Origin of the sequence: Flavobacterium branchiophilum FL-15 (genome assembly GCF_000253275.1) — a bacterium.
GTDB classification, from domain to species: domain Bacteria; phylum Bacteroidota; class Bacteroidia; order Flavobacteriales; family Flavobacteriaceae; genus Flavobacterium; species Flavobacterium branchiophilum.
Genome location: NC_016001.1, coordinates 2,932,501 through 2,952,265 on the forward strand (window position 1 = coordinate 2,932,501; position 19,765 = coordinate 2,952,265).

16 protein-coding genes and 1 rRNA gene (1 of these 17 cut by a window edge) are annotated in these 19,765 nt (G+C 35.7%); 12 read left to right on the forward strand and 5 right to left on the reverse strand.

Translation table 11 applies throughout. The features are described from left to right. Both FBFL15_RS12655 and FBFL15_RS12660 read right to left on the reverse strand, forming a co-directional pair. Nucleotides 1–1,503: ribosomal RNA gene (locus FBFL15_RS12655) — 16S ribosomal RNA — on the reverse strand (it extends 8 nt beyond the left edge of the window). Nucleotides 1,504–1,539: 36 nt separating this feature from the next. Beyond that, a complete protein-coding gene (locus tag FBFL15_RS12660) occupies nt 1,540–1,782 on the reverse strand; it encodes a hypothetical protein (RefSeq protein ID WP_044032161.1) in 243 nt (80 codons plus the stop codon). A gap of 551 nt (nt 1,783–2,333) precedes the next feature. Here FBFL15_RS12660 and thrS point away from each other — a divergent pair. From thrS to FBFL15_RS12685, 5 genes are all read left to right on the forward strand, one after another. After that, nucleotides 2,334–4,280 carry a threonine--tRNA ligase gene (gene thrS, locus FBFL15_RS12665; protein ID WP_014084959.1) on the forward strand — a complete coding sequence of 649 codons (1,947 nt, stop codon included), beginning with the start codon at nt 2,334–2,336 and terminating at the stop codon, nt 4,278–4,280. A 16-nt stretch (nt 4,281–4,296) separates the two neighbouring features. Next, nucleotides 4,297–4,851, forward strand: a complete 555-nt coding sequence (gene infC, locus FBFL15_RS12670; RefSeq protein ID WP_373863145.1) for a translation initiation factor IF-3 — start codon at nt 4,297–4,299, stop codon at nt 4,849–4,851. A 148-nt stretch (nt 4,852–4,999) separates the two neighbouring features. Continuing rightward, nucleotides 5,000–5,197 carry a 50S ribosomal protein L35 gene (gene rpmI / locus FBFL15_RS12675; protein ID WP_014084961.1) on the forward strand — a complete coding sequence of 66 codons (198 nt, stop codon included), beginning with the start codon at nt 5,000–5,002 and terminating at the stop codon, nt 5,195–5,197. A 178-nt stretch (nt 5,198–5,375) separates the two neighbouring features. Then, the gene (rplT, locus tag FBFL15_RS12680; RefSeq protein WP_014084962.1) at nt 5,376–5,720 is read left to right on the forward strand and encodes a 50S ribosomal protein L20; all 345 of its coding nucleotides are present in this window, start codon (nt 5,376–5,378) and stop codon (nt 5,718–5,720) included. Between the two features lie 93 nt (nt 5,721–5,813). Next, nucleotides 5,814–6,626 carry an endonuclease/exonuclease/phosphatase family protein gene (locus tag FBFL15_RS12685; protein WP_014084963.1) on the forward strand — a complete coding sequence of 271 codons (813 nt, stop codon included), beginning with the start codon at nt 5,814–5,816 and terminating at the stop codon, nt 6,624–6,626. A gap of 98 nt (nt 6,627–6,724) precedes the next feature. Here FBFL15_RS12685 and FBFL15_RS12690 read toward each other — a convergent pair whose 3' ends face one another. From FBFL15_RS12690 to FBFL15_RS12700, 3 genes are all read right to left on the reverse strand, one after another. Further along, complete coding sequence (locus FBFL15_RS12690) at nt 6,725–9,754, reverse strand: type ISP restriction/modification enzyme (protein ID WP_014084964.1); 3,030 nt, start codon at nt 9,752–9,754, stop codon at nt 6,725–6,727. A 70-nt stretch (nt 9,755–9,824) separates the two neighbouring features. Beyond that, nucleotides 9,825–11,456 (reverse strand): ABC-F family ATP-binding cassette domain-containing protein, encoded by a 1,632-nt coding sequence (locus tag FBFL15_RS12695; protein ID WP_014084965.1) that lies wholly within the window; start codon nt 11,454–11,456, stop codon nt 9,825–9,827. A 39-nt stretch (nt 11,457–11,495) separates the two neighbouring features. Further along, nucleotides 11,496–11,723 carry a hypothetical protein gene (locus FBFL15_RS12700; RefSeq protein WP_014084966.1) on the reverse strand — a complete coding sequence of 76 codons (228 nt, stop codon included), beginning with the start codon at nt 11,721–11,723 and terminating at the stop codon, nt 11,496–11,498. A gap of 349 nt (nt 11,724–12,072) precedes the next feature. Here FBFL15_RS12700 and FBFL15_RS12705 point away from each other — a divergent pair, with 349 nt between their 5' ends. The 7 genes from FBFL15_RS12705 to FBFL15_RS12740 all read left to right on the forward strand — a co-directional run bounded on the left by FBFL15_RS12705 (nt 12,073) and on the right by FBFL15_RS12740 (nt 19,666). Further along, nucleotides 12,073–12,684: a hypothetical protein gene (locus FBFL15_RS12705; protein ID WP_148267919.1), complete on the forward strand. Its 612-nt coding sequence runs from the start codon at nt 12,073–12,075 to the stop codon at nt 12,682–12,684. Between the two features lie 173 nt (nt 12,685–12,857). Beyond that, the gene (locus FBFL15_RS12710) at nt 12,858–16,088 is read left to right on the forward strand and encodes a type ISP restriction/modification enzyme (RefSeq protein ID WP_014084968.1); all 3,231 of its coding nucleotides are present in this window, start codon (nt 12,858–12,860) and stop codon (nt 16,086–16,088) included. Between the two features lie 17 nt (nt 16,089–16,105). Continuing rightward, nucleotides 16,106–16,438, forward strand: coding sequence for a RhuM family protein (gene rhuM, locus FBFL15_RS12715; protein ID WP_014084969.1), 333 nt, complete (start codon nt 16,106–16,108; stop codon nt 16,436–16,438). Continuing rightward, nucleotides 16,435–17,289: a RhuM family protein gene (locus tag FBFL15_RS12720; RefSeq protein WP_014084970.1), complete on the forward strand. Its 855-nt coding sequence runs from the start codon at nt 16,435–16,437 to the stop codon at nt 17,287–17,289. Before rhuM ends, FBFL15_RS12720 begins: the two co-directional genes overlap by 4 nt. A 207-nt stretch (nt 17,290–17,496) precedes the next feature. Next, nucleotides 17,497–18,360, forward strand: coding sequence for a virulence RhuM family protein (locus tag FBFL15_RS12725; protein WP_014084971.1), 864 nt, complete (start codon nt 17,497–17,499; stop codon nt 18,358–18,360). A gap of 102 nt (nt 18,361–18,462) precedes the next feature. Then, the gene (locus tag FBFL15_RS12730; RefSeq protein WP_044032305.1) at nt 18,463–18,810 is read left to right on the forward strand and encodes a DUF1016 N-terminal domain-containing protein; all 348 of its coding nucleotides are present in this window, start codon (nt 18,463–18,465) and stop codon (nt 18,808–18,810) included. Nucleotides 18,811–19,177: 367 nt separating this feature from the next. Then, a complete protein-coding gene (locus FBFL15_RS12740) occupies nt 19,178–19,666 on the forward strand; it encodes a 5' nucleotidase, NT5C type (protein WP_014084973.1) in 489 nt (162 codons plus the stop codon). The last annotated feature ends 99 nt before the right edge of the window (nt 19,667–19,765 follow it).

The following is a 19,765-nucleotide window of genomic DNA, read 5'->3' on the forward strand; positions in this document are numbered from 1 at the left end:
TGTTCCAGCCGCACCTTCCGGTACGGCTACCTTGTTACGACTTAGCCCTAGTTACCAGTTTTACCCTAGGCAGCTCCTTGCGGTCACCGACTTCAGGCACCCCCAGCTTCCATGGCTTGACGGGCGGTGTGTACAAGGCCCGGGAACGTATTCACCGGATCATGGCTGATATCCGATTACTAGCGATTCCAGCTTCACGGAGTCGAGTTGCAGACTCCGATCCGAACTGAGAACGGTTTTGTAGATTCGCTCCTACTCACGTAGTGGCTGCTCTCTGTACCGTCCATTGTAGCACGTGTGTAGCCCAAGGCGTAAGGGCCGTGATGATTTGACGTCATCCCCACCTTCCTCACAGTTTACACTGGCAGTCTTGTTAGAGTTCCCGACTTCACTCGATGGCAACTAACAACAGGGGTTGCGCTCGTTATAGGACTTAACCTGACACCTCACGGCACGAGCTGACGACAACCATGCAGCACCTTGTAATTTGTCTTGCGAAAGATCTGTTTCCAAATCGGTCAAACTACATTTAAGCCTTGGTAAGGTTCCTCGCGTATCATCGAATTAAACCACATGCTCCACCGCTTGTGCGGGCCCCGTCAATTCCTTTGAGTTTCATTCTTGCGAACGTACTCCCCAGGTGGGATACTTATCACTTTCGCTTAGCCACTGAAGTTGCCCCCAACAGCTAGTATCCATCGTTTACAGCGTGGACTACCAGGGTATCTAATCCTGTTCGCTACCCACGCTTTCGTCCATCAGCGTCAATCCATTAGTAGTAACCTGCCTTCGCAATTGGTATTCCATGTAATCTCTAAGCATTTCACCGCTACACTACATATTCTAGTTACTTCCTAATAATTCAAGTCTAACAGTATCAATGGCCGTTCCATCGTTGAGCGATGGGCTTTCACCACTGACTTATCAAACCGCCTACGGACCCTTTAAACCCAATGATTCCGGATAACGCTTGGATCCTCCGTATTACCGCGGCTGCTGGCACGGAGTTAGCCGATCCTTATTCTTACAGTACCGTCAAGCTTCTACTCGTAGAAGTGTTTCTTCCTGTACAAAAGCAGTTTACAATCCATAGGACCGTCATCCTGCACGCGGCATGGCTGGATCAGGCTTGCGCCCATTGTCCAATATTCCTCACTGCTGCCTCCCGTAGGAGTCTGGTCCGTGTCTCAGTACCAGTGTGGGGGATCTCCCTCTCAGGACCCCTACCCATCGTAGCCATGGTAAGCCGTTACCTTACCATCTAGCTAATGGGACGCATGCTCATCTTTTACCGTTGGTACTTTAATGTGAAAACCATGCGATCATCACATACTATCAGGTATTAATCCAAATTTCTCTGGGCTATCCCTATGTAAAAGGTAGATTGCATACGCGTTACGCACCCGTGCGCCGGTCTCTAGTATTGCTACTATACCCCTCGACTTGCATGTGTTAAGCCTGCCGCTAGCGTTCATCCTGAGCCAGGATCAAACTCTTCATCGTATATTTTTTATATTATTTGCGATGTACGTCTTTTTACTAAACGCTTACTCTCTTTTTTTTGTGTTTTAACATTGCTGTTAAAACGGCTGTCAATTCAATATGTCTATGAACATTTCTTCTTATTTTTCGCCCCTCTCGAAGCGGGTGCAAAAGTAATAATCTTTTTTGTCTCTGGCAAACTTTTTTTGATTTATTTTTAAATCTTTTTTGCCGTGATTTCAAATTTTTTATCGCTCTTTTGCGGGGTGCAAAGGTAAATAACTTTTTTGTTTCTGGCAAACTTTTTTTGATTTATTTTTAAATCTTTTTTTGCCGTGATTTCAAATTTATTATCCCTCTTTTGCGGGGTGCAAAGGTAAACCTTTTTTTTATTCTGGCAAACTTTTTTTGACTTTTTTTAAATCTTTTTTTTACCCTTATTTCAAAAATGCTTATCGCTTATTGCGGGTGCAAAGGTAGCACTTCTTTTGGCTTATACAAGCTTTTTTTAACCTTTTTTTTGCTTTTTTTTTATTATACCTCGTTTTCAATATGTTACAGCTTATTTCTCGCTTCTTGTAACCCCTGGTTTTGGTTTGAAAAAAAGGTACTCCCTAAAATAGCCCCGATTGTAGTGGAAATCCTTTTGTTTTTTTCTTTAAAAAACAAAAGATTGTAACGGAAAGCGGGAATATGGCTCTTTGTAAACCGCAGGGCACTGCTACTATTGTTTATTATTTGGGGGTACCTATATATATAGGTGATTGTAGATTGAAAAATTGTTTATTTAATGTATTGTTTTATTTGGTGTATTGTTTATATTTGCCGTTCAAATGAAAAGCATATTTTAGATGATTAAGATTACGTTGCCCGATGGGTCGGTTAGGGAGTTTGAGCGTGGTGTGAGTGCCATGGATGTTGCAAAAAGTATTAGTGAAGGTTTTGCTAGGAATGTTATTTCGGCAAAATTTGAGGGTGAAACGATTGAGACGAGTACGGTTTTGCGAACGGATGGGTCTTTGGTTTTATATACTTGGAATGATAAGGAAGGTAAAAAGGCTTTTTGGCATTCTACGTCGCACGTGATGGCTCAGGTTTTGGAGGAGAAGTATTCAGGGATAAAGCTTACGCTAGGTCCTGCAATAGATAATGGGTTTTATTATGATGTGGATTTTGGTGATCAGAAGATTACGGATGCGGATTTTAAGATGATAGAGGATCGTGTTTTGGAGATTTCGAGGGAGAAGCATGAGTTTAGGATGCGTCCAGTGAGTAAATTGGAAGCGTTGGAGCTGTATAAGGATAATGAGTATAAGACGGAGTTGATATCGAATTTGGCAGATGGTACGATTACGTTTTGTGATCATGCTAGTTTTACGGATTTGTGTAGGGGTGGTCATATACCGAATACGGGTTTGATAAAGGCGATGAAAATAATGAGTGTTGCTGGGGCTTATTGGAGGGGAGATGAGAAGAATAAGCAATTGACAAGGGTGTATGGTATTTCGTTTCCGAAGCAGAAAGATTTGACGGAATATTTGGCATTATTGGAAGAGGCCAAGCGTAGAGATCATAGAAAATTGGGTAAGGAATTGGAGTTGTTTGCGTTTTCACAGCGTGTGGGGCAAGGTTTGCCGTTGTGGTTGCCAAAAGGGGCAGCTTTGAGAGACAGATTGGAGCAGTTTTTGAAAAAGGCACAAAAGAAGGCAGGATATGAGCAAGTTGTAACACCGCACATTGGTCAGAAGGAATTATATGTTACGTCTGGTCATTATGCTAAATATGGGGCAGATAGTTTTCAGCCGATACATACGCCAGCAGAGGGGGAGGAATTTTTGTTGAAGCCGATGAATTGCCCTCATCATTGTGAGATTTACAATACAAAACCTTGGTCTTATAAAGATTTACCTAAGCGATATGCTGAATTTGGGACGGTTTATAGATATGAACAAAGTGGCGAGTTGCATGGTTTGACACGTGTTAGAGGATTTACACAGGATGATGCACATATATTTTGTACTCCAGAGCAATTGGATGAAGAGTTTAAGAAGGTTATAGACTTGGTGTTGTATGTTTTTGGTTCGTTGGGATTTGAGGATTTTACGGCTCAGGTTTCGGTTAGGGATTTAGAACAGCCCGAAAAGTATATTGGAAGTGTTGCAAACTGGGAAAAGGCAGAGCAAGCCATTATTAATGCGGCTAGAGATAAAGGATTGAATTATGTAATAGAAGGAGGCGAGGCAGCGTTTTATGGCCCGAAATTGGATTTTATGGTGAAAGATGCCTTGGGCAGACAATGGCAGTTGGGAACTATTCAAGTGGATTATAATTTGCCTGAGCGATTTGATTTGACCTATAAAGGAGCAGATGATAAATTGCATCGACCAGTGATGATACATAGAGCCCCTTTTGGTTCGATGGAGCGATTTATAGCTATATTGTTGGAGCATACGGCTGGTAATTTTCCATTATGGTTGATGCCAGAGCAGGCTATCATCTTGTCTTTGAGTGAGAAATATGAAAATTATGCAAAAAAAGTTTTGGAATTGCTAGAAAATCACGAAATTCGCAGCCTGATAGACAACAGGAATGAAACAATAGGCAAGAAGATAAGAGATGCCGAAATGCAAAAAACCCCGTTTATGTTGATAGTAGGCGAGGAAGAGGCACAAAATGGTACGGTTTCGATACGTCGTCATGGACAAGAAGGAAAAGGCAACATTACGGTTACAGTAGCTGCATTTGCAGACATTGTAAACGAAGAGATTAAAAAAACATTGAAAGTATTTACAGTTTAACTTAAATTTTAAAGTCATAGCAATAAGAAGCAATAGAGGTTATCAACCTCGAGTAGAGAAGAAAGACGCACACCGAATAAACAATCTTATTCGAGTACCAGAGGTACGTCTTGTGGGCGATAATGTGGAGCCAGGAGTATTTAAAATAGCCGATGCTTTGCGATTAGCCGATCAGTTTGAGTTGGATTTGGTTGAAATTTCTCCAAATGCAGAACCACCAGTTTGCAAAATCATGGACTATAAAAAGTTTGTGTATATGCAAAAGAAGCGTGATAAAGAATTGAAAGCTAAATCAACCCAGATTGTAGTTAAAGAAATTAGATTTGGTCCACAAACTGATGAACATGATTATGAGTTCAAGAGAAAAAATGCCGAGAAGTTTCTAAAAGAGGGATCAAAATTAAAAGCTTTTGTGTTTTTTAAGGGACGGTCTATTATATATAAAGACCAAGGGCAGATATTACTTTTGAGACTTGCAACAGATTTAGAAGAATTTGGCAAAGTAGAAGCCATGCCAGTATTGGAGGGTAAACGTATGATTATGTTTATTGCACCAAAGAAGAAAAAGTAGTTCCCACTCCTACTCTATAACAATGTTTGCTGTACAAATTATTTTGATAGCATAATAGAGACCTCATAATTACCCCCTTTTTTAATTGAAAAGGTGGTATGGAATAAAAAGAAAGTAAGTAAGAATAAATTATAAAAATCTAGGAAAAATGCCTAAAATGAAAACCAAATCTAGTGCCAAGAAACGTTTTAAAGTTACTGGTTCTGGAAAAATTAAAAGAAAGCATGCTTTTAAAAGTCATATTTTGACAAAAAAATCTAAAAAGCGTAAATTAGCTTTAACACACTCTGCATTGGTACACCCAACAGATGAGAGAAGCATCAAACAACAATTAAGAATCATCTAAATGGTTGATAGTTGACGGTTGATAGTTGATGGATTCATTTCCGACAACCAACAACCAATAACCAACAACTTTTTAAATTCTTTAGGTTAAAAACAATTTTAAATAACCTTGGGATGGGCTTTTTAAAGTACTTTTGATTCAATTCAAGTCGCCTTATTTCAAAAAAACAATAAAAATTATGCCAAGATCGGTAAACTCAGTTGCTAAAAGAGCACGTAGAAAAAAAATAATGAAGCAAGCCAAAGGTTTCTTTGGTCGTCGTAAAAACGTTTGGACAGTTGCAAAAAATGCGGTAGAAAAAGCCATGGTTTATGCTTACCGCGATAGAAAACAGAATAAAAGAAATTTCCGTGCTTTATGGATTCAACGTATCAACGCTGGAGCTAGATTGGAAGGAATGTCTTATTCTCAATTTATCGGGAAATTGAAAAAGCACAACATCGAATTGAATCGTAAGGTTCTTGCCGATTTGGCCATGAATCATCCTGAAGCATTCAAAGCAGTACTTAATAAAGTAAAATAACGTTTTATCAACCACAATTTAGACTTACTTACACTAAAAAACCTCAATTTGAAAAATTGGGGTTTTTTTTGATACTTTTTTAAAATACCACAAATGAAAACCCTTTATCTATTGCTGCTACTCTTTTTTGGGTTGCCCCATTCGTTATATTCGCAAGTACAAATAATTTCTTGGAACTTGGAAAATTTTGGTCAATCCAAAACAGACGAAGCCATTTTGTTTATGGCCGAAACCATCAAACATGCCGACATAGTTGCCATTCAGGAAGTGGTTGCAGGATATGGTGGTGCTCCCGCAGTAGCAAAACTTGCTGATGCCTTGAATAGAACAGGATCGAAATGGGATTACAGCATTAGCAATCCAACTTCGAGTAGTGCTTATAAAACAGAGCGTTATGCGTTTTTTTGGAAAACAAAAAAAGTAAAACTGATTGGAAAGGCATGGCTCGAATCTTTTTTTGAACAAGAAATAGACCGAGAACCCTATTTTGCCACATTTGAGCAAGCAGGAAAACGATTTACTGTGGCCAGTTTTCATGCCATTACAAAAAGCAAACAGCCCGAAAAAGAGATTAAATATTTTAAATATTTGCCTCAAAAATATCCAGCATTACATCTTGTATTGATGGGTGATTTCAATTGTCCACAATCACATTCGGTATTTTATCCTTTGAAAAAAATGGGATTTGCTCCTATTCTTGTCAATCAAAAAACAAGTTTAAGACAGTCGTGTAAGGCAGAAAATGATTGTTTGGCATCGGAATTTGACAATGCTTTTTGCGACATGGCTTTTTTTGAGGTAAAAAAAGCAGCTGTTGTGGATTTCTATACCCATTTTGAAAACCTACAAGAGGCCCGAAAAATATCCGATCACTGCCCTATTGAATTTGAACTGATAATCAAATAACTATGTTTAAACATATAGGAAAAAGTATGTCCTTTATAACATGTGTTTATAATATACCTTCAAAATTATCTATTGATAATCATTTTCAAAAAAAAGCATTATTCCTGGTTCATTCCCTCTACAATTGTCATCGTCTCAACACTCACGGTGCAAACACGTTTTAGTAAATCTATTACAAATTCTTTATAATCAGCAAAACGATAGGTGTCGAATTGTTCAGCAATGGTTTTATCTACTATCTTTTTCTCTTTGTATTGGTCTAAAACCCATTCAATTGCTGAGCGATTGCCTAATTTATACAACCAAGCACTTTGAGGAATGCTGTGTATAAAAGTGTGTTCGTCTATGGCGATGATATTGTTTACTTTATCGGCTTTTAGTTTTACTTTGAGTTTATAATTTTTGTCATTCACAAGATGCGTATTATCAACTACTTGCAAGTCAAATGGTTCAACGGTTTCATAATTAATATGCAAATCCATTAATTGTTTTCCCCAAGCCACCCATTTGAAAAAATCGTCATAAAATGGCAAACGAGGAAACTCTCGTTTTAAATTTAATTCATACTTTTTACGATATTCTGGATTGTGCAACACCGCATACGTGTAATGAAAAATAGCCTCCTTAGTAATTTCATTATTTTGATAATGCGATGTAAACTGACTTAAACCCCAATCGGTGATATTGTCGTGGCGGTTGCCGTTTTCATCATATCTATACAACGAAATATTAGGAGTTCCTTCGCCACAAAAACTGGCATCACAAAGTGAATTTGTTGAAAAAACCATAAAATTCAATCTAGAATGGTTGATGATATTAATGATTTTATTGTGTTTATCTAAATTTTTTCCAAAACATACATAATGGTTTTGAGTTAATCTATCACTAAATAACTTTTCGGCATAATATTGTTTTATTATAAACGGGCGGTATATTACTTGTTTTATTAAATTTTTATCAAATTTTGACTTTAATTTTCTTTTAAAATTACTTTGTAATCCTTCGCTCAATTTAATAGTAGTTTTCAATTCATTGTTTTTTACAAACGAATTGTATTCTTTAGACAAAAATTTTGCTTTCGAAAGTAAGTTTTTGGAACTAAAATCATATACCCATTCATCTCTATTAGTTGATGTACCATAAGCATACAAAGTGAAAATTGTTTCGTTTCCTTTACCTAATTTGGCATTTTTGCTCACTAATTGAACATAATCTTGCCATTCAGAATTATCTGCTTGATTGATCCAATCGTTATTTTTGTTTGAAATAACCGATTTAAAAACTAATTGACTGAATTTATGGTTTGTCAAAAATGCTAATTTTTCTTTTTTAGGTAAATTATCTGAAATTTCTATGTATTTAATTTTTATTTCTTCCTGATCTGCATTAATTTCATTTTCTTTTTTAATTAAAAACAATATAGCAACACCCGTTCTGATTCCAAAAACATTTGATTTTGCAGCAACATCTTTGTTTTTTCCACGAATATCTCCTTTCAAATCAACAATATAGCAATAATCAAATTCATCTTGAATACTTTTTCTAAAACCATCAAAAGTTTTACTGTCTATAAAAGAACGATTGGTGATAAATGCAATCACTCCGTTATGATCCAATCTATCAGTAGCCCAACGATAAAAACGAGCATACATATCATACACTTTGGTTTTTTGAGCTATAGATTTTTTAACATAAGTATTTTTGATGCGTTCATCAATATCAGGATATTCTCTGTTTTTATTGTTGTCGTTAAAGTTTATTTGGTTGGCATTGTAGGGAGGATTACCAATAATGACTGATATTTTTTGCTCATTTTGGCGTTTGATTCGTTCGGCATTTTCGGAACTAAAACCAAAGATATTGCCTTGTTTGCCTTCGTATTTTAACCCATCAATATTGTCTAAAGTATCCACAAAACACGAGTTTGGAAACTCAATATACTTTTGCATTTTTTGTTTAAAAGTATATTCAATATTCAAATTGGCAATATAATAGGGTAAAATAGCAACTTCGTTGGCGAAAATTTCGTGTTTGTATTTGTGTTCTATATATTGTGAAGGTATATAATCGATAATATCGGTAATAAAAGTGCCTGTTCCTGTGGCTGGATCTAGAATATGAACATTTTTGTCTGCCAATTGTTTATTAAAATGCTTGAGCAACAAATAATCTGTACTTTCTACCATAAACCGTACAATTTCATTAGGTGTGTAAACCACTCCAAGTTTGTCTGCTCCTTTAGGGTTATAAACTTTATAGAAATTTTCGTAAACTATTTTCAGAAATTTTTGTTTTTCGTGATGGTCTGCCACAAGAGCTGCTTGTGTATTGATGGTTTTGTAATAATGATTAATACCACTTAACTGATTCAAACGCATGGCTCTTGTCATAAAAGTATTCACCAATATTTCCAATTGTCGTGCAATATTATTTTCGTGATGAAAATCAGCTTCATCAAAAATGGCTTTAAAAATATCTTCATTCAAAATATGCTGAATAATCATCTCTCTGATGTCTTCTTTTGCAATATGTGGATTGATTTCTTTTTGACACATTTCAAAAAAAACTTTAAATCCTGTTATAAAAGCATCGTTTTTAGTATATTCTAAATCTATTGTTTGACGCAACGTAGCCACAATAACGGGAATATCTTCTTTAAACTTTTCTAATGCTTCATTAAATTTTTCAATATATTCAGGGACATAATCGATAAATTGGTTGAGAATTTTTTCCAATTCAGCAGCATCAGCCATTTCTACACGAGCAATTTCAACATTATTTTGAATCAAAACCGCAAAAATACTATCTTGAAAGATGATGTTGTTTTTTGGATAACCGTCTTTATATAATTTTTTGTTTATTTCTTCGTCGAGCGTATCATTAGTATCTTTACTTTCTACATAGCCTTTATGAATGCGAAGTTCATTCATTAAAATTCCGTCTGGACGCACATTTTTTCCGTTTTCATTTTTAATCGTAACTTCAGTTGCATACACATAATGCTTTGCCGAAGCTAAATTCAACAACAAATTATCAAATGGTTGTTTGATAGCCATTTCGTTAGTAACACCAACCCGTTTTAAATTATCACGTTGGTTATAATATTGATTGATAAGTTGTTTTGACATGGAAAAAGAAAAAAAAGTTGAATTTTAAAACAATAAATATTTTTTGGAGGCTAATTTAATAAAATATGAATTACTTTTCAATTTCTCGTAAATTTTCCATTTTTTTGTATGCCAAAAACCCTTTGATGTCTTCAAAATGTTCTTTCACCCGTTTGTGTCCAAATTCAAAAACTTTGGTTGCCAATCCGTCAAGGAAATCACGGTCGTGCGAAACCAAAATTAACGTGCCATCAAAATCTCTCAAGGCATCTTTGATAATATCTTTGGTTTTCATGTCCAAATGGTTGGTTGGCTCATCCAAAATCAAAACGTTTACGGGCTGCAAAAGCAATTTTATCATGGCCAAACGGGTTTTTTCTCCTCCCGAAAGCACTTTTACTTTTTTCTGAATATCGTCACCTTTAAACATGAATGCTCCTAGTAAATCTTTGATTTTAGTTCGTACATCGCCCACAGCAATTTGGTCAATAGTTTCAAAAATAGTAAGCTCACCATCTAAAAGAGCCGCCTGATTTTGAGCAAAATAACCAATTTGAGCATTGTGTCCTACTTCTAATTTACCTTCAAAATCAATTTCGCCCATTATCGCTTTGATCATGGTTGATTTTCCTTCACCATTTTTACCCACAAAGGCGACTTTCTGCCCGCGTTCTATCACCATATTGGCGTCTTTAAACACCACATGATCTCCATATTTTTTAGATAATCCTTCCACCACAACAGGGTATTGCCCAGAACGTGGCGATGGTGGAAATTTCAATTTTAAAGCTGAGGTATCTACTTCATCTACTTCTACCAATACTATTTTTTCTAGCATTTTCACACGGGATTGCACGGATTCTGTTTTGGAAAAAGTGCCTCTAAATCGGTCTATAAATGCTTGATTTTCAGCAATAAATTTTTGTTGTTCGTCATACGCTTTTTGTTGGTGAATACGTCTATCTTTTCGCAATTCCAAATATTCAGAATATACGGCTTTGTAGTCATAAATTCGACCCATCGTTACTTCAATCGTTCGGTTGGTTATGTTATCTACAAAAGTTTTATCGTGCGAAATAACCATTACAGCTTTGGCTTGATTAATCAAAAAATCTTCTAACCATTGAATACTTTCAATATCCATGTGGTTGGTAGGCTCATCAAGCAAAATCAAATCGGGTTTTTTTAATAATATTTTTGCCAATTCAATTCGCATACGCCATCCACCTGAAAATTCAGACGTCATTCTGTTGAAATCTTCTCTTTCAAATCCCAATCCTTTCAATACTTTTTCTACTTCAGCTTCGTAATTCACTTCTTCAATAGAATAATATTTTTCAGATAGTTCCGAAACTCGTTCAATCAATTTCATATAAGCATCACTCTCATAATCTGTACGAATGGTCAATTGTTCATTAATTTCGTCTATCTCTTTTTTCATGTTCAATACCTCTGCAAATGCTTTGGAAGTTTCTTCCATAACAGAGCAATTGTCGGCAGTAAGCAAATGTTGAGGCAAGTAAGCAATCACCGCATCACTTGGGGCCGAAATGACTCCACGTGTAGGTTTGTTTTCGCCAGCAACTATTTTCAGAAGGGTTGATTTTCCCGCTCCATTTTTACCCATAAGGGCTATTTTGTCGTTTTCATTGATAGCAAAAGTAACTTCGCTAAAAAGGGTGGTGCCGCCAAATTCTACGGCTATGTCGTTTACAGTAATCATAAAAAATGTTTCAAAAAATAAGGAATATAGGAATACGAATTAGGCTTCGTAACGTTGGATTTCTCGGTCATAAAAATGGTTGGCTTCTTCAATAAGCCCTTCCATTTCTTGTTCCAATTCGGCTTCGTCCAAATCGTCTGGTTCTTCTAAAAATTCGACTTCATCATCTTTCAAATTGATGATAAAACGAGGATAATCTAAATGTATAACGAAAATATCGTCGGGAAAATCGGTGTTGTCGCCGAGTAAAAACTTTGGTAATTCCATTTTTTGTTGCTGGATTTAATTTAAAAAAAATATCAAATAAGATATTCCAAATGCAAAAGTAAGCAAATATCAGCTGAAAACAAGCCTTTTTGAAAATGCTATAACATAATTTAGTTGAATCTAGCCCATTCTAAATGTGATTTTTTAATAATACCAAATATACATATAAAATAGTCCAATCTACTTGTTCTCGAAAATGGTACTATTGATTTCAAAATCATTTGCGTCTCTGCGACTTTGTGAGTTCAATTTCACGTAAAGGCACAGAGACGCAAAGAAAGTTCCTAAAAAAATTAATTTTGACATGGTTTGTCGTATTGCAGATTTACCTTTGCTGAAAATAAAAACAATGAACATGACTTTAGCCCAATTTTGCACCGAATTTGAAAACCAAAATGCCATTATCCTACTCGAAGGAAAACGTACTGTTATTGAAAAAGACAAAGAAAAATTGATTCAAATGGGGCGAATTTTGGCCCAAAAATTACCTTTGGCAACCTTTAGAAGTGGCAATGCCGATGGGGCCGATTTTTACTTTTCGCAAGGGGTTTTGGCAGTTGCACCCGAACGTTTGCAGGTGATTACGCCCTATACCAACCACCGCCAAAAGCAAAATAATGCATACAAAACCATTTCGCTAGACGAGATCAATTTGGTCAATGAAGAAGCGGTGGTCTATCAATCAAAAAACAACAAAAAAACCAAGTCGCTGATAGACAAATATGTAGGCGGTGCCAAGGATCGATTTTCGATAAAAGCCGCTTACATCATTCGAGATACCGTGAAGGTTACAGGAACTAATTCGGGGGTGCCTCCTACCACTTTTGCCTTTTTTTATGACGACGAACAAAACCCAAAAACAGGCGGCACCGGACACACTATGAACATTTGCGACCTCAACAAAATCCCTTATCTGACGCAGGATATTTGGATGGAATGGGTGGCGGATTTAGAAAACTAATTTTTTATTTGGTTTCTAAAACCAAGGTCTTTTGATTTTTCAAAAAACATTTTAACCCTAACCCCCCGATACCTAAAAAATATTGGGTGCTTTTGAATTGAACAACAAATGTAAAGATAAATCCTATAGACTATTTGTTTATATTTGTCATCGAGAAAATCTTAATTTATACTATGACGCTTATACAATATATCGACAAAATTAATACCCTTTACAAAACGGGGAATGCCCGTGAACATTCGTACCGTGGCGACCTTCAAAATCTAATCATGGCAATTTTGCCAGACATTCTGGTTACCAATGAACCCGCTCGTGTGGATTGTGGTGCTCCCGATTATGTGCTAACTCGCAAAGATGTGCCTATTGGATACATTGAAGCCAAAGACATTGGTGTGGACTTGGGGAGCAAAACATTGAAAGAACAATTTGACCGCTACAAATCAGGGTTAACCAACTTGATTTTTACAGATTATATGGATTTTCATTTTTATAAAGAAGGAGCATTTGTAACTAAAATAGCTATTGCGAAAGCAGAAAATGGTGCGATTGTACCCATTCCTGAAAATTTTGAAACCTTTACCAATCTAATTAAAAATTTCGCATTAATCGTTTCCCAAACCATTAAATCGCCTACCAAATTGGCACAAATGATGGCAGGAAAAGCGAAATTGATGGCAGATGTTATTGAAAAATCATTGCATCAAGATGATATAGACCAAAAACGATCGCAAATAAAATCGCAAATGTTGTCGTTTCAGCAAATGCTGATTCATGATATTGATAATAAAGCCTTTGCTGATATTTATGCCCAAACTATTGCTTATGGAATGTTTGCAGCACGCTATCACGACCCAACGCTACTTGACTTTTCTCGTGAGGAAGCTGCTCGATTAATCCCTAAGTCTAATCCGTTTTTGAGAAAATTATTTCAGGATATTGCGGGTTACGATTTAGACAACCGCTTGGTGTGGATTGTAGATGAATTAGTGAGTATTTTCTTGGCTAGTGATGTGGCTACGATTATGAAAAACTTTGGAAAAAGCACCAAACAAGAAGACCCTGTGGTGCATTTTTACGAAACCTTTTTGGGCGAATACAACCCCGCATTGCGAAAGGCTCGAGGCGTTTGGTACACCCCGCAACCTGTGGTAAACTTTATTGTGCGTGCCGTTGATGATATTTTAAAAACCGAGTTCAATTTGCCCCAAGGTTTAGCCGATACCAGCAAAATAAGCCCCCCAACCCCCAAAGGGGGAGCTACCAACAAAACTCCCCCTTCGGGGGCTGGGGGGCTAATCCACAAAGTGCAAATACTAGACCCAGCCACAGGAACAGGAACGTTTCTTGCCGAGGTGGTAAAGCACATTTACAAAAAGTTTGAAGGGCAACAAGGCATTTGGAGCAAGTATGTAACCAACGACCTCATCCCTCGTTTAAACGGTTTTGAATTATTGATGGCGAGTTATGCCATGGCACACCTTAAAATGGATATGCTATTGACCGAAACAGGGTACCGCCCCCCAACCCCCGAAGGGGGAACTGAGCAACAGCGATTAAAAATTTTCTTAACCAACAGTTTAGAAGAAGCCCACCCCGACACACAAACCCTTTTTAGTTCGTGGCTATCTGATGAAAGCAACCAAGCTAATGAGATAAAACGAGATGCTCCTGTGATGTGTGTGATTGGAAATCCGCCTTATGCCGTTAGTAGTACCAATAAAAATGAATGGATACAAAATTTAATTGCTGACTATAAAAAAGATTTAAACGAACGAAAAATTAATCTTGATGACGATTACATTAAGTTTACCCGATTTGGACAGCATTATATTGATAAAAACGGAGAAGGTATTTTAGCCTACATTTCAAATAATAGTTTTATTGATGGAATAACGCACCGTCAAATGAGAAAGCATTTATTAGAAAGCTTCGACAAAATTTATATTTTAGATTTACACGGAAACGCTAAGAAAAAAGAAGTGTGTCCTGATGGCTCTCCCGACCAAAATGTATTTGACATCATGCAAGGTGTTTCTATCAACATTTTTGTAAAAACAGGTAAAAAGAAACCTAACGAATTAGGTCAAGTTTTGCATTTTGATTTACAAGGAAAAAGAGATTTTAAATATGATTTTCTTACTAAAAATTTAAGTGATTTAAAATGGAGCAGCCTTAAGTTTGAAGCACCTTATTATTTTTTCGTGCCTAAAGATTTTGACCTAGATTCAAAATACAATAAAGGATTTAGAATTAATGAATTATTGGTATTAAACTCAAATGGAATTGAAACAAAATGTGATGCTTTGGCTATTCATTTTGATAAATTAACATTACAAAATATTATTGATGATTTTAAGAATGAAGATGTTCAAACACTTAAATCAAAATATAAAGACAAAGAAGATTCTAGTGGATGGAATTTTTCAAATGCCAAAAAAAGTATTCTATCTGACGTGTTTTTTCAACAAAAAATCAATTATAGGCCATTTGATATACGCGAAACAATAATAACTAAAAGTTCAGGAGGTTTTATTGGACGATCTAGATTTGAAGTAATGAAGCATTTTCTAAATCCTAATATTGGATTAATTATTCCAAGACAAACAACTCAAGATTATCGGCATAGTTTCTTAACTAATAGAATAATAGATGGTAATATTACTGCAAGTGCTAAATTATTTGGAACAGGATGTGCCTTCCCCCTCTACCTTTACCCCGATGAAAAAAACAAAGATTTGTTTGCAAATGGTTTGGAACGAACACCTAATTTGAATGTAGAAATTGTAAATAAAATTGCGAAAGGTTTGGGCATTCCAACTATGTTGCCCAACGGCGAAGCCCCCTTTGGGGGTTTGGGGGCTCTTGATTTATTGGATTACATTTATGCGGTGCTTCACTCACCAACCTATCGTGAGAAGTACAAAGAGTTTTTAAAGATAGATTTTCCGAGAGTGCCGTTTCCAGGCCCCCTAACCCCCAAAGGGGGAATAAAAGAAACCCAAGAGCGTTTTTGGAAGTTAGTTAAGTTAGGCGGAGAAATCCGTCAAATACATTTACTAGAAAGTCCAATTGTGGAAAAATACATTACACAATACCCTGAAGATGGGGATAATGTAGTAGGGAAAATCTTTTTTGAAAAAACATCTGAAACATTAGGAAAAGTCTATATCAACTACGACAAAACGCCCCCTTCGGGGGCTGGAGGGCTTCAATATTTTGACAATGTACCGCAAGTCGCTTGGAACTTTTACATTGGTGGTTATCAACCCGCCCAAAAATGGCTCAAAGATCGCAAAGACCGTGAACTGAGTTACGAAGATATTTTGCATTATCAGAAAATAATCGTGGCATTAAGTGAGACGGATAGAATTATGAGGGAGATTGATGAAATTGAGATAAAGTAAAATGAAAATAAAATAGCATGATAAATGAAATTATCCTTTATAGCCCAAACGAAATTCCCGACCATATTGAGGTAAGATTGGAAAATGAAACGGTTTGGTTAAACCGACAACAACTAGCCGTCTTGTTTGATAGAGATGTTAAAACAATCGGTAAGCATACTACAAATGTAGTTAACGAAGAATTAAAAGGATTTTCAGTTGTCGCAAAATTTGCGACAACTGCATCGGATGGAAAAGTCTATCAAACTGAACATTACAATTTAGATGGTATTATTTCCATAGGTTATAGAGTAAAATCAAAGCAAAGCACACCTCAGTTTACAATTAAAAATCACGAATTAGTACAATGATAAATGAAATTATCCTTTATAGCCCAAACGAACTTCCAGACCATATTGAGGTAAGATTGGAAAATGAAACGGTTTGGTTAAACCGACAACAGCTATCCTTATTATTTGGTAGAGATGTGAAAACTATTGGCAAACACATCAATAATGTATTTATAGAAGGAGAACTCCAAAAAAGTGCAACTGTCGCAAATTTTGCGACAGTTCAAAAAGAAGGAGGAAGAACCATAGAACGGCAGATTGAATATTACAATTTAGATGTTATTATTTCCGTAGGTTATAGAGTAAAATCAAAGCAAGGCACACAATTCAGAATATGGGCGACCAATGTTTTAAAAGACTATCTACTAAAAGGTTATGCCTTTAACAATAGAATGAACCGTTTAGAAGATAAAGTGGACAGTTTGAATGCTAAAATAAATCAAATTGATTTACAAATCAACACACATTTAATCCCAACACAAGGTATTTTTTTTGAAGGACAAGTATTTGATGCGTATGAATTGGCTTCAAAAATTATTCGTTCGGCAACAAAGAGTATTTGTTTGATAGACAATTATATAGATGAAAGTACTTTGATACAACTTTCAAAGAAAAATAAAAATGTATTTGTAACATTACTCACAAAAAACAGCTCCAAACAACTGGTATTGGATGTAAAAAAAGCCAACGACCAATACGGCAATTTTGAACTGAAACCCTTTGACAAAAGCCACGACCGTTTTTTGATTATTGACGAAAGCACCGTTTATCATTTGGGTGCTTCGTTGAAAGATTTAGGTAAAAAGTGGTTTGCTTTCACTAAAATGGACAGTTATTCGGTAGAAAACATACTACATTCAATAAAAAAATAAAATGGCTCAAAGACCGCAAAGACCGAGAACTGAGTTATGAAGATATTTTGCACTACCAAAAAATCATCGTGGCATTAAGTGAGACGGATAGAATTATGAAGGAGATTGATGAAATTGAGATAGAATAAGATTTTAAAAATTAAACGGTATTTTAGACCAAAAAGGTTTTAGGCATCAATATTTTTGTAAAGAAAAAAGCAAAATAGTATGAAAAATGAAATAGTTATTTATCAAACAAATGAAACAGAAACTCAGATTGAAATTCAATTTAAACAGGATACATTTTGGCTCACGCAACAGCAGATAGCCGATTTGTTTGGTACACAACGTCCTGCTATTACCAAACATATTGGAAATATTTTTAGTTCAGGCGAATTGGATGAAAAAGTGGTTAGTTCCATTTTGGAACATACCACTAAACACGGTGCTATCAAAGGGAAAACTCAAGATGTAAAAGTAAAACATTACAATCTTGATGTGGTGCTATCGGTTGGGTACAGGGTAAATTCTATTCGTGCTACACAGTTTCGCATTTGGGCAAATCGTGTGCTAAAAGACTATTTGCTAAAAGGTTATGCCATTAACAATAGAATGAACCGTTTAGAAGATAAAGTGGACAGTTTGAATGCTAAAATAAATCAAATTGATTTACAAATCAACACACATCTAATTCCCACGCAAGGTATTTTTTTTGAAGGACAAGTATTTGATGCGTATGAATTGGCTTCAAAAATTATTCGTTCGGCAACCAAGAGTATTTGTTTGATAGACAATTATATAGATGAAAGTACTTTGATACAACTTTCAAAGAAAAATAAAAATGTATTTGTAACATTACTCACAAAAAACAACTCCAAACAACTGGCATTGGATGTAAAAAAAGCCAACGACCAATACGGCAATTTTGAACTGAAACCCTTTGACAAAAGCCACGACCGTTTTTTGATTATTGACGAAAGCACCGTTTATCATTTGGGTGCTTCGTTGAAAGATTTAGGTAAAAAGTGGTTTGCTTTCACTAAAATGGACAGTTATTCGGTAGAAAACATACTACATTCAATAAAAAAATAAAATGGCTCAAAGACCGCAAAGACCGAGAATTGAGTTATGAAGGAGATTGATGAAATTGAGATAAAGTAAAATGAAAACTAATTTTGCAAATAAGAAATCAAAATGATTGAGTTAAGTAAGAAAATGATAGAACTCATCGCAACATCACGAAGTAGAGTTGCGGGATATGCTAATTTGGAAATGGTAGTTACTTATTTTGAAATTGGAAAAAATATTGTTGAAGAGATTCAAAAAGGTAATAAACGAGCAGATTATGGAAATCAAATATTAATACAAGTAGCTGAGGATTTGCTTTTAAAATTAGGTAAAGGATTTTCGGTACAAAATTTAGAACGTATGCGGAATTTCTATCTTGTTTATTCAAAATCCTCAATTGAGTTGAGGAAATCTCCAATTTTTGAAAAATCCTCAAACGAGTTGAGGATTTCTGAAAAAACAACAAATCTATAAAAATACTTCCTTTAAGTTGGTCCCATTATCTTTTTTTGACAAGAATTGAAAACGAATTAGAACGAATAAGATTTTAAAAAATAAACGGTATTTTAGACCAAAATGGTTGTAGCGTGAGCATCAATATTTTTGTAAAGAAAATAATGAAGTTGATATGGGAATTGATTTTGTTTTATTCTGATGCTATTGAATCCATTAGCTTCGCAATTGGATACACCAAATAGTAATATTGCGAAACAAGCTGTTTCGCAAATACAAACCTCAAAGGTTTTAAAAACCTTTGCCGCTTTGATAAAACCTTCAACAAAGAATTTTAAATGTCATCGTTTGTCGTGGTCTAAACGTATTTTTGTGAAAATTTTAAAAAATGAAAAAGAAAATACTTTACCTAGACATGGACGGTGTGGTGGCTGATTTTGAACAAAGCGTGCTGCACATTTGCCCCGAATTGAATACTGCAACCCAATATGAAAACCCGAAAAAAAGGGACGCAAAAATTGACCAAATTTGTGCTACCGAACTTGATTTTTTCCATAATTTACTGCCCATGAAAGGCGCTGTTGAGGCGGTTTCTCAATTGTTTCCTTTGTATGATTTGTATTTTTTGTCGTCGCCAATGTGGGGCGTGCCCGAATCCTACATCGGCAAACGCATTTGGATTGAAAAACATTTTGGTGTTTTGGCAAAGAAAAGACTCATTCTTTCACACAGAAAAGATTTGCATCTTGGCGATTTTCTGGTGGACGACCGCACCCGAAATGGTGCTGGTGAATTTCAAGGTTTTCACATTCATTTTGGCACCGAACAATTTCCCGATTGGGAGACAACTTTGGCTTTTTTGATAGAGAATATCTAACAAAATTAAAATATTAGTTAAAATGTTTTTTTTGTCATACTTTGTCGTACATAACATTTACATTTGCAAAATAATGTAAAGAACAGGTGATGTTTTTAA